The sequence below is a fragment of the Saccharopolyspora oryzae genome, from assembly GCF_027853915.1.
GTDB classification, from domain to species: Bacteria; Actinomycetota; Actinomycetes; order Mycobacteriales; family Pseudonocardiaceae; genus Saccharopolyspora; species Saccharopolyspora oryzae.
This window is the reverse complement of record NZ_JAQGLA010000124.1, coordinates 1-13,763: the sequence shown is the minus strand read 5'-3', so window position 1 is coordinate 13,763 and position 13,763 is coordinate 1. Positions and strand designations below refer to the sequence as shown.

Below are 13,763 nucleotides of genomic sequence, written 5' to 3'. Positions count from 1 at the left end.
GCGCCCACGGCGGCGGGGGCGCCTGCTGCGGCATCCGCCGGAAGAAGGCGTCGCGGGCCATCCGCATCAGCGACAAGATGGCCTCCCGCCGCTGGAAGAACTTGTCCGGCGGGATCGTCAACCGCTCGGCCTGCGCGTGCAGGAGCGCCAGCTCGGTCGCCGCCAGCTGGTAGTCGCCCATGGCCCGCACCCCGACGGCGCCGGCTTGCCCCCGCGCCCAGCGGCGTGCTTCCTTGCGCCCGCGCATCTTCCCCAGCATCTGCAGGTCGTTGGGCTGCACCAACCCGCTCGGGATGTAGGCGGGCAGGTACTTGCCGATCATGTGCACCAGCCGCTTGCGGTCCCTGACCACCACGACGATCAGGGTGATCAGCACGCCCAACTCCACCAGGTAGGCGAGCGCCAGACCGCCGAAGCCGAACTGGGTGCTGCCGTTCCACAGCGCGTGCAGGAACACCGCGCCGATCCAGCCGCCGACCACGGCGAAGACGCGTCCCGAGCCGCGGTGCGTTGCGGCGTAGGCGACGCCGAGCCCGGTCATCGAGGTGAAGATCGGGTGGCACAGCGGCGAGAACACCCCGCGGAGCACCACCACGAACAGCAGGGAGCCCTCGTCGATGCCCCGCATGTAGTAGAGGACGTTCTCCACCATCGCGAAGCCCAGCCCGCACATGGCGGCGTAGACGATCCCGTCGGTGGGTCCGTCGATCTCGTCCCGCCGCGCCCACAGCAGGTACAGCAGCAGAGCGCCCTTGAAGCTCTCCTCGACGACCGGGGCCACGATCGTCGTCGTGGCCGCGTCCGCGCCTGCCTCGCCCAGCATCGGGATCAGCAGCACCCCGGTCACGGAGTTCACGATCAGGGCGCCGATGATGGCCACCCCCGCGCCCCAGCCGAACGACAGCACCAGGTTGATCCGGGGCTCCGGCTCCAACCGGTCCATGAGCAGGACCAGCGCGACCAGCACGATCGCGGTGGGCAGCGCCAGCAGCAGGCCGACCACGGTGTTGATCGGTCCGCCCGCCACGAAGAAGTAGTAGAGCAGCGCCAGCAGCAGGCAGAAACCGGAGATCACCAGGCCGACGATCAACGGCACCGGTGTTCGGTTCGAGCTGTGTCCATCCAGGACGGATTGGGGCTTGAGCAAGGGCATGCGGGTGAGGGTATGAGATGACCTGCGGCCGCATCCGGCAGTTCGGCCCATTCGTCGGCCGGATCACCCGAACACCACCAGGAATGCCCGATTCGCGAAATCAGCCCGGAAGCAGGGTTGGCACCCGCAGCCCAGGCGGACGCTGAGATACCCGCACCGCCACGCGAAACGAGTGCTTCAGACAGGTCTTCAGACCGGCGGGCGCGTGCCCGCCAGGATTCCGTCGCCACCGCACTGGGGGCAGCCCCGCCACTCCGCCAGCGTCATGCCGGTCATCAGCTCTTCGGTCGCCTGGATCATGTACAGCCGGGGGTCGCTGACCTTCTTGAACCCCCCGCAGGTGAAGCAGATCGCGTTCGGTCCACCGGCGAACACCGGCGGCTGGCCCTGGTCGGTCATGCCTTGATCCTCACCTCGGCGGCCAGCGGTGGGACTGGCGGCCCGGTGTCGCCCGGCAGTGCCGGCACCGCGTCCACCCCATGACGGTGTAGGCCTCGCCGTCCGCCGAGGCGAACCCGCGCGGAACCCGGACCTGCCCCCGGCCCTTGCAACCCCGGCAGATACCTCCCGGTTCGGACTCAGCGGTCACGTCCGTCCCCCCGAACTCGCGAACCGGGCATGTCCCGGCCATCGTATCGACCACGAGCTCCGATCGGTCCAACACCCCGGTCAGGTCTGGTCGATCAGCTCGACCTCGTCGCGGAGGAGGCTGTAGAGGACGCAGTCGCGCCACCGGCCGTTGCGGTAGGTGTAGGCGCGCAGGACGCCTTCCCTGGTGAAGCCGACCTTCTCGAGGGCTCGCTGCTCCGCGGCGTTGGCCAGCTCGGTGCCGGCTTGCAGGCGGTTGACCTGCGTGTGCGCGAACAGGTATTGGACCAGCAGCCGCTGCGCTTCGGTGCCGTAGCCGCGGCCGCGCGAGTCGGGTTGCAGGTTGACGCCGATCTCGAAGCAGTGCGACGACGGTCCGGTCCCGACCTGGTGCCAGGACACGAAGCCGACCAGCTCGTCCTCGGCGATCGCCAGCAAGATCCCGTGCTCGTCGCCCAGCAGACCGGATTCCTCCCACAGCTTGGCCATCCGGTCCGGCTTGCGCCAGCCCCACCAGTTGTACGGGGCGGTGTTCTCCGGCTCGTTGATCAGCTGTTCCAGCTCCGCCAGGTCGTCTTCCCGAACCGGTCGCAATGACACGTCTCCCACGCGGGGGAGCCTAGCCAGCGGTCCGGCGATCCCGACAGCTCTACAGGCACCAACGCGTGTTCGGGGGCCCTCCGGCGGAGGGCCCCCGAACGCGGGAACGTCAGGTGCTCTGCGGGAATCCCAGGTCGACGCCGCCGTGGGAGGGATCCGGCCAGCGCGTGGTGACCACCTTGGTGCGCGTGTAGAACTGGATGCCGTCCGGGCCGTAGGCGTGCGCGTCGCCGAACAGCGAGTCCTTCCAGCCGCCGAAGGAGTAGTACGAGACCGGCACCGGGATCGGGACGTTCACCCCGACCATGCCGACCTCGACCTCCTCGCAGTACTGCCGCGCCGCCCCGCCGCTCTGGGTGAAGATGGCGGTGCCGTTGCCGTACGGGTTGGCGTTGAGCACCTCGAGCGCGGCGTCGTAGCTGGGCACCCGCAGCACCGAGAGCACCGGGCCGAAGATCTCGTCGGTGTAGATCGACATGTCGGTGCCGACGCGGTCGAACAGCGTCGGGCCGAGCCAGAAGCCGTCGTCGGCGCCGTCCACCTCGATCCCCCGGCCGTCCATGACCAGTTCCGCCCCCGCGGCGACACCGGCGTCCACATAGGACGAGACCCGGTCGCGGTGCGCGGCGGTGACCAGGGGTCCCATGTCGCAGCCGCGACGGCCGTCGCCGACGTTGAGCTTCGCCATCCGCTCGGCGATCTTGGCGACCAGCTCGTCGCCGACGGGATCGACCGCGACGACCGCGGAGATCGCCATGCACCGCTCCCCCGCCGAGCCGAAGCCGGCCGACACCGCGGCGTCGGCGGCCAGGTCCAGGTCGGCGTCGGGCAGCACCACCATGTGGTTCTTTGCGCCGCCGAGGGCCTGCACCCGCTTGCCGTTGCCGGTGCCGGTCTCGTAGACGTAGCGCGCCACCGGGGTGGAACCGACGAACGACACCGCCTTGACCGTCGGGTTCGCCAGCAGGGCGTCGACCGCGACCTTGTCGCCGTGCACGACGTTGAGCACGCCGTCGGGCAGGCCCGCCTCCTGCCACAGCTGGGCGATGAAGTTGGCCGCCGACGGGTCCTTCTCGCTGGGCTTGAGCACCACGGCGTTGCCGCAGGCGATCGCGTTGGGCACGAACCACAGCGGCACCATGGCCGGGAAGTTGAACGGCGAGATCACCCCGACGACGCCGACCGGCTGGCGCACCGAGTGCACGTCGACGCTGGTCGAGGCGTTCTCCGAGAAACCGCCGCGCAGCAGGTTGGGGATGCCGCACACGTACTCGACGTTCTCCAAGCCGCGCTGCACCTCGCCCGCGGCGTCGGAGAGCACCTTGCCGTGCTCGGCGGTGATGATCTCGGCGAGCTCGGACTTGCGCTCGTTGAGCAGTTCCCGGAAGGCGAACAGCACGTTGGACCGCTTCGCCAGCGAGGCGCGGCGCCACTCCTTCAGCGCCTCGGCGGCCTTGGCCACCGCAGCGTCCACATCGGACTCGGCTGCGAACGCGACCTGCTTGGTCACCGCACCGGTGGCGGGGTCGAACACCTCGCCGGTGCGCTGCGGGATCGTGTCGTCGAACTTGCCGGCGACCCAGTGCCTGATCAGTTCTGTCATCGGTTGAGCTCCTGCTCGGCCAGCGAGGTGGTCTCGGTGAGGATCTGCAGCGCCTGGTCCGCTTCGTCCTCGGTCAGGGTCATCGGCGGTGCCAGGCGCAGGACGTTGCCGTACAACCCGCCCTTGCCTAGCAACAGTCCGCGCTGCTTCGCCAGTTCCATCACCCGCCCGGCTGCCGCGGCGGCGGGCGTCCGGGTGCCGGGTTCGACCAGCTCGACACCGATCATCAGGCCCTTACCGCGCACGTCGCCGATCAGGCCGCAGGTCTCGGCGTGGGCGCGCAGCCCGTCCAGCAGCCGTCCGCCGAGCTTGGCCGCGTTGCCCTGCAAGTCGTTGTCCAGCAAGTACTCCAGCGCGGCGGCAGCGCCGCCGGTGGAGATCGGGTTGCCGCCGAAGGTGGAGATCGAGTTGGCGGTCAGGCAGTCCATCAGCTCCGCCTCGGCCACCAGGCCGCCGATGGCCAGGCCGTTGCCCAGCCCCTTGGCGAAGGTCATCGCCGACGGGGTCACGCCGTGCGCCTGGATGCCCCAGAAGTGCTCCCCGGTGCGGCCCCACCCGGTCTGCACCTCGTCGGAGATCAGCAGGATGCCGTACTCGTCGAGCACCTCGGCGAAGGCGCCGAACAGCCCGTCCGGCGGGGTGGCGAAACCACCGACGCCCTGGATCGGCTCGGCGATCATGCAGGCCACGTCGCCGGAGGTGGTGGTCTCGATGACCTCGCGCAGGTCGTCGACGCAGGCCGCGATGTAGTCGGCGTCGGACAGCTCCCGGAACGGGCTGCGGTAGCGGTAGCCGCCCTGCACGTAGCTGACCTTGAACGGGGACAGCGCGCTGGCCGACCAGCCGCGGTTGCCGGTGACGCCGAGGGCCCCGAAGCCCCTGCCGTGGTAGGAGTTGCGCAGCGCGAGGACCTGGTGGCTGCGGCGCTTCTGGGTGGCCAGCATCAGCGCGGTCTCGTTGGCCTCGGTGCCGGAGTTGGTGAAGAACACCTTCGGGTTGGTCATCCCGGACAGCTCGCCGATGCGCTCGGCCAGCTCCACCTGCTTGCGGATCAGGTACAGCGTCGAGGTGTGCAGGACGCCGCTGTCGACCTGGCGGCGGATCGCATCGCTGATCTCGGCGATGTCGTAGCCGATGGCGTTGGTCAGGACCCCGGCGAAGAAGTCCAGGTAGGTGTTGCCCGCCGCGTCGGTGACGTGCCGCCCCCGACCGCTGACGATCTCGATGGGTTCGTCGTAGTAGAGGGACAGCCAGCTGGGCATGGCCGCGCGATGGCGGGCCACCAATGATTCCGACATTGCTCCCCGTTCCGTCGTGCCGATGCGGCCAGTCTGGCCCGCCGGGCGCTCGGCCACCTACGGACAACCTGTACTGATCTGGCCCGGGAGCCAGTACGGTGTGTGCACCGGGAGGTGCGATGGAGTTGATGTCGCCGGACGTGCTGGCGCTGCCGACCGTGTCGGAGGTGCTCGACCTGCCGGTGCTGCGGCGCGGCAAGCCCCGGGTGATCGCCGGGGCGTCGGGTCTGGACGGCCGGGTGCGGTGGGTGCACGTCGCGGAGATCGCCGACATCGCGGCGCTGCTCAGCGGCGGCGAGCTCGTGCTGACCACCGGCATCGCACTACCGGAGGCGCCAGCCGAGCTGGTCCGCTACGTCGACGAGCTCGCCGCCGCCGGGGCTTGCGGGCTGGTCGTGGAGCTCGTGCGCCGCTGGCGGGACCGGGTGCCGAACGCGCTCGTGGACGCTGCGCACCGGCACGACCTGCCGCTGGTGACGCTCTCGGAGGAGACGAAGTTCGTCAGCATCACCGAAGCGGTGGTGGCGCGCATCCGCGACGCCCAGCTCGCCGAGCTGCGGGCCACGCACGCGATCCACGAGACGTTCACCGCGCTGACCACCTCGGGTGCCGAACCTGCGTCCGTGCTGCGCGAGGCCTCGCGCATCCTCGAGCGACCGGTTGTGCTGGAGACGATGGCGCACCAGGTGCTGGCCTACGACGCGGCGGGGCAGGATCCGGTCGCGCTGCTGTCGGAGTGGTCGGAGCGCTCCCGATCGGTGGTGCAGTCCGGGCGGACCTCGTACGACGCCGACCGGCAGTGGCTGACCACCGTGGTCGGAGCGCGCGGCGACGACTGGGGACGATTGGTGGTGCTCGGCCCGGAACCCGCGCACCGGCACGTGGTGGTGGCCGAGCGGGCGGCGTCGGCGCTGGCAGTGAACCGCCTGGTGACACGCGATCGCGAGAGCTTGGAGCGGCAGACGCACCGCACACTGATCACCGAACTCCTCGCGGGCAACGCCGAAACCGCAGACCTGGCCGCCCGGGCCGCCGGAGTCGGCGTGCCGCTGGACGGCCCGCTGGTGGGGATCGCGGTGCGGCCGCGCACCACCACGACTCCGGCACCCGCGCTGGAAACCCAGCAGGCGCTGCGAGATCTGGCCGAAGCGACCGCGCTCGCGGGACGCAAGGCCAAGCTGCCGGTGCTGGTCGGCGTGGTCGACGACATCACGGTGCACGCCGTGGTGGCGTTGGGCGGCGTCGACGTCGATACCGCACTGCACCGGCTGTCCGCCGACATCCGCCGGTCCGCCGCGTTGCCGCTGGTGGTCGGGGTGGGAAGCGAGGTGGGGGCGATCTCCGGCGCGCGCCGGACGCTCACCGAGGCCGCGCAGGTCGCCGAAGCCGCGTTGCACGTCGACGACGGCACGCGCGATTTCCACCGGCTAGACGACGTCCGGCTGCGCGGCCTGCTGCACCTGCTGCGCGGCGACGAGCGGCTGACCGCGTTCGCGGAGCGGGAGCTCGGCCCGATCCTGGACAACGACCGGCTGCTCGACGCATTGCGCGCCTTGTGCCGCCACGGCGGCAACAAGTCCGCTGCGGCGTCCGCTGCGCACGTGTCCCGCACGGCGTACTACGGGCAGCTCGCCCGCGTCGAGCAGCTGCTCGGTGTCTCCCTGGACAACCCGGAGTCGTTGGTGTCGCTGCACGTCGCGCTGCTGACGTGGGACCTCCACCGCTGACCGCTACTGCCGCGCGAGCATCTCGCCGATGATGCGCGCACCGTCGGGGAAGGCCCCGGGGTTCGGACCGGCGTAGTTGATGCGCAGGTGGGGGCCGGTGGGTTCGGCGGGGAACCACTCGTCGCCCGCGGCGAGGACGACCCCGGCGGCTTCGCAGTCCCGGAGCAACCGCGGCAGGTCCGTCGCGTCCGGCAGCCGGACCCACAGGTTCAACCCGCCTCGCGGCACGGCTTCCAGGTGCGCGTCGGGGACGTGCTCCCGCAGCGCGGCGACGAGCAGGTCGCGGCGGGCGGCCAGCTGGTGGCGCAGATTGCGCAGGTGGGTGCGCCAAGCGGGCTGGGTGACGACGTCGAGCGCCACGGCCTGCAGCACCCCGCTGACGTACAGCGATTCGGCTTGGGCATCGGCGAGGATGCGCTCGCGGGCCGGGCCGCGGGCGATGATGCTGGCGACGCGCACGGACGGGGACACGCTCTTGGTCAGCGAGCGCAGGTAGACGACGTGCCCGCTGTCGTCCCGCGCGGCGATGGGTGCGGGGTCGGCGGTGATGCCGAAGTCGTGCGCGGTGTCGTCCTCGATCAGGAACGCCCCGAACCGGCGCACCACGTCGAGCACTTCGTCGGCCAGGGCGGCGGACCACTGCGCGCCGGTCGGGTTGGCGAAGTTCGGCTGCGCGTAGAAGACGCGCGCCCCGGTCCCCTCGAATGCGCGGGCCAGCTCCGCCGGGTCCGGGCCGTGGATGCCGCTGGGGACGGGGACGACCTGCACACCGGCTCGTTCGGCGGCGAGGATCGCACCCCAGTAGGTGGGCGATTCCACCAGCAGCGGCCGACCCGCGCCGACCAGTGCGCGGAATGCCGTGCTGAGTCCACTTTGGATACCCGGGAGGATCACCGCATCGCTCGGCGCCGGGGGCGCGACTCCGACCGGCGTCGCCGTGCCCAGTTCGGCCGCGAACCACGTCTGCAGCTCCGGCAGGCCCGCGGCCGGCGGCCTGCTGACCGCCGCCTCGCTGCGCGCGGCTCGGGTGAACGCGGAGCGCACCAGGCGTTCCGGGAGCAGCTCCCGGTCCGGGTAACCCGCGTGCAGCGCTACCGCGTCGTTCGGCGCGGTGTGCAGCGCCGTGGACAGCTGCCGGATGCGGTGCAGCGGCGCTCCGAGAGCCGCGGTCTGCCATCCGTAGTCGTTCGGGCGGGCAACGCGGACCGCGCGCACGAAGGTGCCGACGCCGGGACGGCTTTCCACCATTCCCTGCGAGGTCAACGTCCTCAGCGCCTTCTGCACCGTCACCGGACTCGCCCCGTAGCGCGCCACCAGCTCGCGCGTCGACGGCAGCTTCGCGCCCGGCGGCGCCGTCTCGATCCAGTCGCGGAGTCCCGCGACGATCCGCGAGCTGCTATCGTTCGACATGAGACTACAGAGTAGCGCTACTCTCCCCGATCCGGCAGCGCTATCCCGTTCTCGGGCAGGCCTCGGGTGGGGTCTGCTCGGCGTGGGCGCGTTCTCCTTCACCGTGCCGTTCACCCGCGTCGCCGTTGCGGGCGGCGGGATGTCGCCGCTGTTCATCGGTTCCGGTCGCGCTGCGATCGCCGCCCTGCTCGCGGCCGCAGCGCTGGCGATCACCCGGCAGCGGCTGCCCCGCGGCGCGCAGTGGGGTCGCGTGGCGATCGTCGCCGGTGGCGTGGTCGTGGGCTTTCCCGTGCTGACCTCGTTCGCCCTCACCGCCACCCCGGCCAGCCACGGAGCCGTCGTGATCGCCGTCCTGCCCGCGGCGACCGCGGTGGCAGCAGTGCTGCGCGGACGCGAACGCCCGCCGGCCCGGTTCTGGATCACGGCGGCCGCCGGCTCGGCCGTGGCGGTCGTGTTCGCCGCTTTGCAGGGCGGCGGGCTCAGCGGATTGCACTGGTCCGACCTGCTGCTGTTCGGCGCCGTTGCGGCGGCCGCCATCGGCTACGCGGAAGGCGGCCTGCTCGCCCGCGAGCTCGGCGCCTGGCAGACCGTGTCCTGGGCGCTCGTGCTCGCCGCACCGCTGATGATCGCCCTGACCGGCTTCTCGATGGCGCAGCAGTCCCCGAGCGGAACCGCCGTCGAGTGGGCCGCGTTCGCCTACCTCGCGGTGGTGAGCATGTACCTCGGCTTCTTCGCCTGGTACCGGGGTCTGGCGATCGGGCCGATGGCGCAGGTCAGCCAGGTGCAGCTCACCCAGCCGGTGATGAGCATCTGCTGGGCCGCGCTGTTCCTGGGCGAAGACCTCACCTGGCCCACGGTCGTCGGCGGTCTCGCCGTGATCGCCTGCGCCGCCACCGCGGTACGCACCAGGCTCGGGCATTCCGCCAAGTAGCCCGGTCCCCGTGAGCACTTTCTGGTGCCATGACCCCACAAAGTGCTCACTGGGCCACCGCATCAACCAGGCGCCGGACGCATAACTAGAACTTGTTGCGACGATCCACGGCCACCGGAACATTCCGGGCGAGGACTCAGCACACTCGCGACGAAGCCTCCACCAGATGGGGTCAACCACCCAATAAGCGCTCAACAAAGCGGTGGCTCGCCTTCGCGCGTAGCGCACGCGGACGCCGCACGGCTCGATCCGACGCAGTTGGCCATCCGCTTCGACGGGATGTTGCCTCCATCAACAAGAACATGTTTCACTTCATCGTGTGATCGGGTGCTCGACGGCTCGAGCACTGCGGCGCCGTCGGCCGGCTCCGCGCCGCGAACACGTTTTCCGTAGCCCTCAACGCACAAGTGGAGGTCGTGGTGACCGAGGAGACCGACTACATCGTCGTCGGCGCGGGCAGCGCCGGGGCCATCGTGGCGAGTCGCCTGGCCGAAACCGGTGCGCGCGTGCTCCTGCTGGAAGCGGGCGGCTGGGACCGGTCGCGGTTCGTGCGCGTCCCCGGGATGATCACGATCGTGCACTCGGTTCCCCAGATCAAGAAGCGGTTCGACTGGGGTTACCGCACGGTCGCGCAGGAGAACGCGGCGGGACGCCAGATCCCGACGACGCGCGGCAAGCTCGTCGGCGGTTCCAGCGCGGTCAACGGGATGCTGTTCGTGCGCGGCCACCGCAGCAACTACGACGACTGGGCGGCCGAGGGCTGCAAGGGCTGGAGCTTCGACGACGTGCTGCCCGCCTTCAAGCGGATGGAGAACTGGGAAGGCGGCTCCAGCGACCTGCGCGGCGCGGGCGGCCCGGTCCAGGTGACCCGGCAGAAGGACCTGACCCCGGCGTCGAGCGCGCTGATCGACGCGATGAGCGAGAGCTTGGACGTCGCCAAGAACGACGACTACAACGGCGCCTCCCAGGAAGGCGTGGGCGTCGTGCAGATGAGCGCGCACAACGGCACCCGCTTCAGCACCTCCCACGCGTACCTTCGCGACACCCGCAGGACTGCGCCGCAGGTCGAGACCGGGGCGATGGTCTCCCGGGTGGTGATCGAGGGCGGCCGCGCGGTGGGCGTGGAGGTGCTCGGCAAGTCCGGTCCGCGCGTGATCCGCGCCGCCCGCGAGGTGGTGCTGTCGGCCGGTGTGGTGGGTTCGGCCCAGATCCTGATGCTGTCCGGGGTGGGCCCCGCCGACCACCTGCGGGGGCTCGGCATCGACGTCGCGGCGGACCTGCCGGTCGGCAAGAACCTCCACGACCACCTGTTCGTGCCGATGACCTTCCTGGCGCCGACGGCCCGGCACCGGGGCACCGCGCCGCACTTCCTCAACGGCATCCTGAGCGAGGCCACCCGGGGCGACACCTGGCTGGGCCGCACGGTCTTCGACAGCATGGCCTTCGTCCGCACCGACCCGTCCAGCGCGCGGCCGGATCTGCAGATCCACACCTTGCCGTGGTCCTACCCCTCCCCCAACCAGGACAAATCGGTGCGGCACGCCGTCGACCGGCGCCCCGCGCTCACCGTCATGCCGACCCTGATCTACCCGAAGAGCCGCGGCGAGATCCGGCTGGCCTCCGCGGACCCGGCGGCGGCACCGCTGATCGATCCGGCCTACCTCGCCGATCCCGACGACGCGCGCTTCCTGATCGACGGGATGAAGCGGGTGCGCGAGGTGATGGCGAGCAGGCACCTCGCCGGAGTCGTCACCGGCGAACTGCACCCCGGACCCGACGTCCGCGACGACGCGGCGCTGGCCCGCGAGCTGCCCAACCGCATCCACTCCGTCTACCACCCGGTCGGCACCTGCCGGATGGGGACCGACGAGCGCGCCGTGGTCGACCCCGAGCTCCGCGTGCGCGGCATCGAGGGTCTGCGCGTCGCGGACGCCTCGATCATGCCGTCGGTCACCGGTGGCAACACGAACGCTCCCGCCATGATGATCGGCGAACGCTGCGCGGAGCTCATGCAGTCCTGCTGAGCCGACTCGCGGGCGCGATTTCCTGGCTCCGAGGTGGTTCGGACGGGATGCTGGGCGGCGATGTTGAGCCCCGAGCTGCCAGGCGCCGCCCGATCACCGTTCTCCGACGCCGACTACCCGGCGTTCCCCTACCCCGGTGCCCGACCAGGTTTTTCGTTCGTCCACTCCGACGGCGTCGGCTGGGCGTTGGCCCCGGATTCCTCCGCTCCCTCCGGATGGCGCGTCAGCGGCGACGGTTCGGACGGGAGCTGCTTGGACAGCTGGCTCGGTGAGCGCGGGGCGGAGCCGATGCGGGGTCGACAGCTCGTGCTGGCCTACGGATCCAACGCCTGCCCGGCGAAGATCACCTGGCTGCGCGAGGAGCTGGGGCTCACCGGGCCGGTGGTGGCCCTCAGCGCGCGCTGCACCGGGCTGTCCGCGGTGTGGGCCGCTGGGCTGCGCGTCCACGACGGACAACGTCCAGCCGTGCTGACCGCCGCGCCCGGCGTGGTCGAGGAGCACGCGCTCTGGTTCGCCACGCCGGAACAACGCCGGGTGCTCGACCAGTGCGAAGGCCGCGGCGTCCGCTACCGGCTGGTCCACCTGCACGGATCCGAGCGCATCCGGCTGGCCGACGGCAGCGAGCCGCAGCGCGTGCTGGCCTACGCCGCAGCAGGCCGGCAACGCGCTCCGCTGCTCGTCGACGGCCGGCCGGTGCGCTGCCTGGACGTCGACCAGATCGCCGCGCGGGCGCTGGTCGGTGAGCCCGCCGAGCACGACGGGCTCACCTGCACCGAGATCACCGGCGAGCCCGGCTGGTGATCAGCCGCGGCGCTGCTCGCGGAGCACGAAGCGCTGGATCTTCCCGCTCGGCGTCTTGGGCAGCTGCTCGACGAAGTGCACCGATCGCGGGTAGGCGTGCGCGGCGAACTTCCGCTTGACCAGCTGCTGCAGCTCGGCCACCAGCGCGTCGTCGCCGGTCGTCCCCGAGCGCAGCACGACGAAGGCCTCCAGGACCTCGCCGCGCAGCTCGTCGGGGACGCCGACCACCGCTGCTTCGGCGACCGATTCGTGCTGGACCAGCACGCTCTCCACGTCGAACGGCCCGATCCGGTAGCCGGCCATGATGATCACGTCGTCGTCGCGGGACGAGAAGAAGAACGCCCCGTCCGCATCGCGGGAACCGGCATCACCGGTCACGTACCAGCGGCCGTCGGCGGTGAACCGCTCGGCGGTCTTCTCCGGCGCATCGGTGTAGCCGGTGAACCACATCAGCGGGCTGCCCGCCACGTCGATCGCGATCCGCCCGGCGGCGCCGACGGCGGCGGGTTCGTCCCGGTCGTCGTCGAGCACTTCGGCCGACCAGCCGGGCAGGGCGGCGCCCATCGATCCCGGCTTGATCTCGTCGCGGACCCCGTCGGCCCACGCGTTGACGATCATCATGCCGTGCTCGGTCTGCCCGTAGTGGTCCCGCACGGTGACGCCCAGCTCCCGCTCGGACCAGGAAACCACCTCCGGGGTCAGCGGTTCACCCGCCGAAGAGGCGCGGCGGAGCCGGATTCCGGCGGGCTCGGCCGAGGTGTCGGTGCGGAGGCTGCGGTAGACGGTCGGCGCGGCGGCGAAGTTGGTGACCCCGAACTCGCGCATCACCTTCCAGGTCAACGCGGCCGAGAATCCGGCGTGCAGCAGGATGCTGCGCCGACCGGCCGCCAGCGGCCCGAGGATCGCGTAGTACAGGCCGTAGGCCCAGCCCGGGTCGGCGGCGTTCCAGAACACGTCGTCTTCCCGCACGTCCAGCCCGAACTCCAGGTACGCCTGGAAGGAGGCCAGCGCGCGGACGGGCACCGGAACGCCCTTCGGGGTGCCGGTGGTGCCCGAGGTGAACAGCTGCACGAGCAGCCCGTCCCCGCCGAGCGGCACTGCCTGCCCGCTCGGCTCGTCACCGGTGTACCGGTCGAGCAGCGCGGCGAAGGACAGCTCGGCGGAGGAGTCGCCGGCGACGATGGTCCGCCACGGCGCATCGGCCGGGATGTCCTCGCTCGGCGCGAGTTTCGCGCGCTGGTCGGCGTCGACCACCACGACCTTCGCGTCGCTGGCCCGCAATCGCAGGGCGATCGCCGGGGGAGCGAACGCGGTGAACAGCGGCACGTGGACGGCGCCGCGACGCCAGATCCCCAGCAGGGCCACGACCAGATCGGCGGACTTGCCCATCAGCACGGCGACCGCATCGCCGGGGGCCACGCCGAGATCGGCCAGCGCGGCGGCGAAACGCGCCGAGTCGCGCCGCAGCTGACCGTAGGTGAGGTCCTGACTGGACAGATCGGAGTCCACGACGGTGAACGCGACCGCATCGGCCGGATGGTCTTCGCAGAGCAGCTCCGCCGCGTTGGCGCCCGGGGCGCCGAACCGCTCGAGCAGTTCTGCCACGCGGGCTGCTGGTGCGGTTCCAG

11 protein-coding genes are annotated in these 13,763 nt (G+C 71.2%); 4 read left to right on the top strand and 7 right to left on the bottom strand.

The window, feature by feature from the left end:
• The 5 genes from OU415_RS35925 to OU415_RS35905 all read right to left on the bottom strand — a co-directional run.
• Positions 1–1,153 (bottom strand): PrsW family intramembrane metalloprotease (locus OU415_RS35925; RefSeq protein WP_270954143.1); only part of this gene is annotated, 1,153 nt, incomplete at its 3' end.
• A gap of 189 nt (positions 1,154–1,342) precedes the next feature.
• Positions 1,343–1,552 carry a hypothetical protein gene (locus OU415_RS35920; protein WP_270954142.1) on the bottom strand — a complete coding sequence of 70 codons (210 nt, stop codon included), beginning with the start codon at positions 1,550–1,552 and terminating at the stop codon, positions 1,343–1,345.
• A 270-nt stretch (positions 1,553–1,822) separates the two neighbouring features.
• Positions 1,823–2,350 carry a GNAT family N-acetyltransferase gene (locus OU415_RS35915; RefSeq protein WP_270954141.1) on the bottom strand — a complete coding sequence of 176 codons (528 nt, stop codon included), beginning with the start codon at positions 2,348–2,350 and terminating at the stop codon, positions 1,823–1,825.
• Positions 2,351–2,450: 100 nt separating this feature from the next.
• Positions 2,451–3,944: a CoA-acylating methylmalonate-semialdehyde dehydrogenase gene (locus tag OU415_RS35910; RefSeq protein ID WP_270954140.1), complete on the bottom strand. Its 1,494-nt coding sequence runs from the start codon at positions 3,942–3,944 to the stop codon at positions 2,451–2,453.
• Positions 3,941–5,242, bottom strand: coding sequence for an aspartate aminotransferase family protein (locus tag OU415_RS35905; RefSeq protein ID WP_270954139.1), 1,302 nt, complete (start codon positions 5,240–5,242; stop codon positions 3,941–3,943). The genes OU415_RS35910 and OU415_RS35905 overlap by 4 nt, the downstream gene beginning before the upstream one ends.
• Positions 5,243–5,361: 119 nt before the next feature.
• On the opposite strand from OU415_RS35905, the gene OU415_RS35900 reads away from it, so the two are divergent.
• Complete coding sequence (locus OU415_RS35900; protein ID WP_270954138.1) at positions 5,362–6,969, top strand: PucR family transcriptional regulator; 1,608 nt, start codon at positions 5,362–5,364, stop codon at positions 6,967–6,969.
• 3 nt (positions 6,970–6,972) lie between these two features.
• On the opposite strand, the gene OU415_RS35895 is transcribed toward OU415_RS35900, so the two are convergent.
• Complete coding sequence (locus OU415_RS35895; protein WP_270954137.1) at positions 6,973–8,379, bottom strand: aminotransferase-like domain-containing protein; 1,407 nt, start codon at positions 8,377–8,379, stop codon at positions 6,973–6,975.
• Here OU415_RS35895 and OU415_RS35890 point away from each other — a divergent pair.
• From OU415_RS35890 to OU415_RS35880, 3 genes are all read left to right on the top strand, one after another.
• Complete coding sequence (locus tag OU415_RS35890; RefSeq protein WP_270954136.1) at positions 8,378–9,310, top strand: DMT family transporter; 933 nt, start codon at positions 8,378–8,380, stop codon at positions 9,308–9,310. The two genes, OU415_RS35895 and OU415_RS35890, sit on opposite strands and share 2 nt — an antisense overlap.
• Positions 9,311–9,729: 419 nt before the next feature.
• Entirely contained in the window at positions 9,730–11,334 is a 1,605-nt protein-coding gene (locus OU415_RS35885) for a GMC family oxidoreductase (protein WP_270954135.1), read from the top strand.
• Between the two features lie 60 nt (positions 11,335–11,394).
• On the top strand, positions 11,395–12,135 hold the full coding sequence (locus tag OU415_RS35880) for a gamma-glutamylcyclotransferase (protein WP_270954134.1): 741 nt from the start codon (positions 11,395–11,397) through the stop codon (positions 12,133–12,135).
• Here the strand turns inward: OU415_RS35880 and OU415_RS35875 are convergent, their stop codons facing one another.
• The gene (locus tag OU415_RS35875) at positions 12,136–13,740 is read right to left on the bottom strand and encodes an AMP-binding protein (RefSeq protein WP_270954144.1); all 1,605 of its coding nucleotides are present in this window, start codon (positions 13,738–13,740) and stop codon (positions 12,136–12,138) included.
• Between the last annotated feature and the right edge of the window lie 23 nt (positions 13,741–13,763).

Coding starts and splice junctions, on each gene's coding strand:
- OU415_RS35920 (WP_270954142.1), bottom strand. CDS start 1,552: ATGACCGACCAGGGCCAGCCGCCGGTGTTCGCCGGTGGACCGAACGCG.
- OU415_RS35910 (WP_270954140.1), bottom strand. CDS start 3,944: ATGACAGAACTGATCAGGCACTGGGTCGCCGGCAAGTTCGACGACACG.
- OU415_RS35905 (WP_270954139.1), bottom strand. CDS start 5,242: ATGTCGGAATCATTGGTGGCCCGCCATCGCGCGGCCATGCCCAGCTGG.
- OU415_RS35900 (WP_270954138.1), top strand. CDS start 5,362: ATGGAGTTGATGTCGCCGGACGTGCTGGCGCTGCCGACCGTGTCGGAG.
- OU415_RS35890 (WP_270954136.1), top strand. CDS start 8,378: ATGAGACTACAGAGTAGCGCTACTCTCCCCGATCCGGCAGCGCTATCC.
- OU415_RS35895 (WP_270954137.1), bottom strand. CDS start 8,379: ATGTCGAACGATAGCAGCTCGCGGATCGTCGCGGGACTCCGCGACTGG.
- OU415_RS35880 (WP_270954134.1), top strand. CDS start 11,395: ATGTTGAGCCCCGAGCTGCCAGGCGCCGCCCGATCACCGTTCTCCGAC.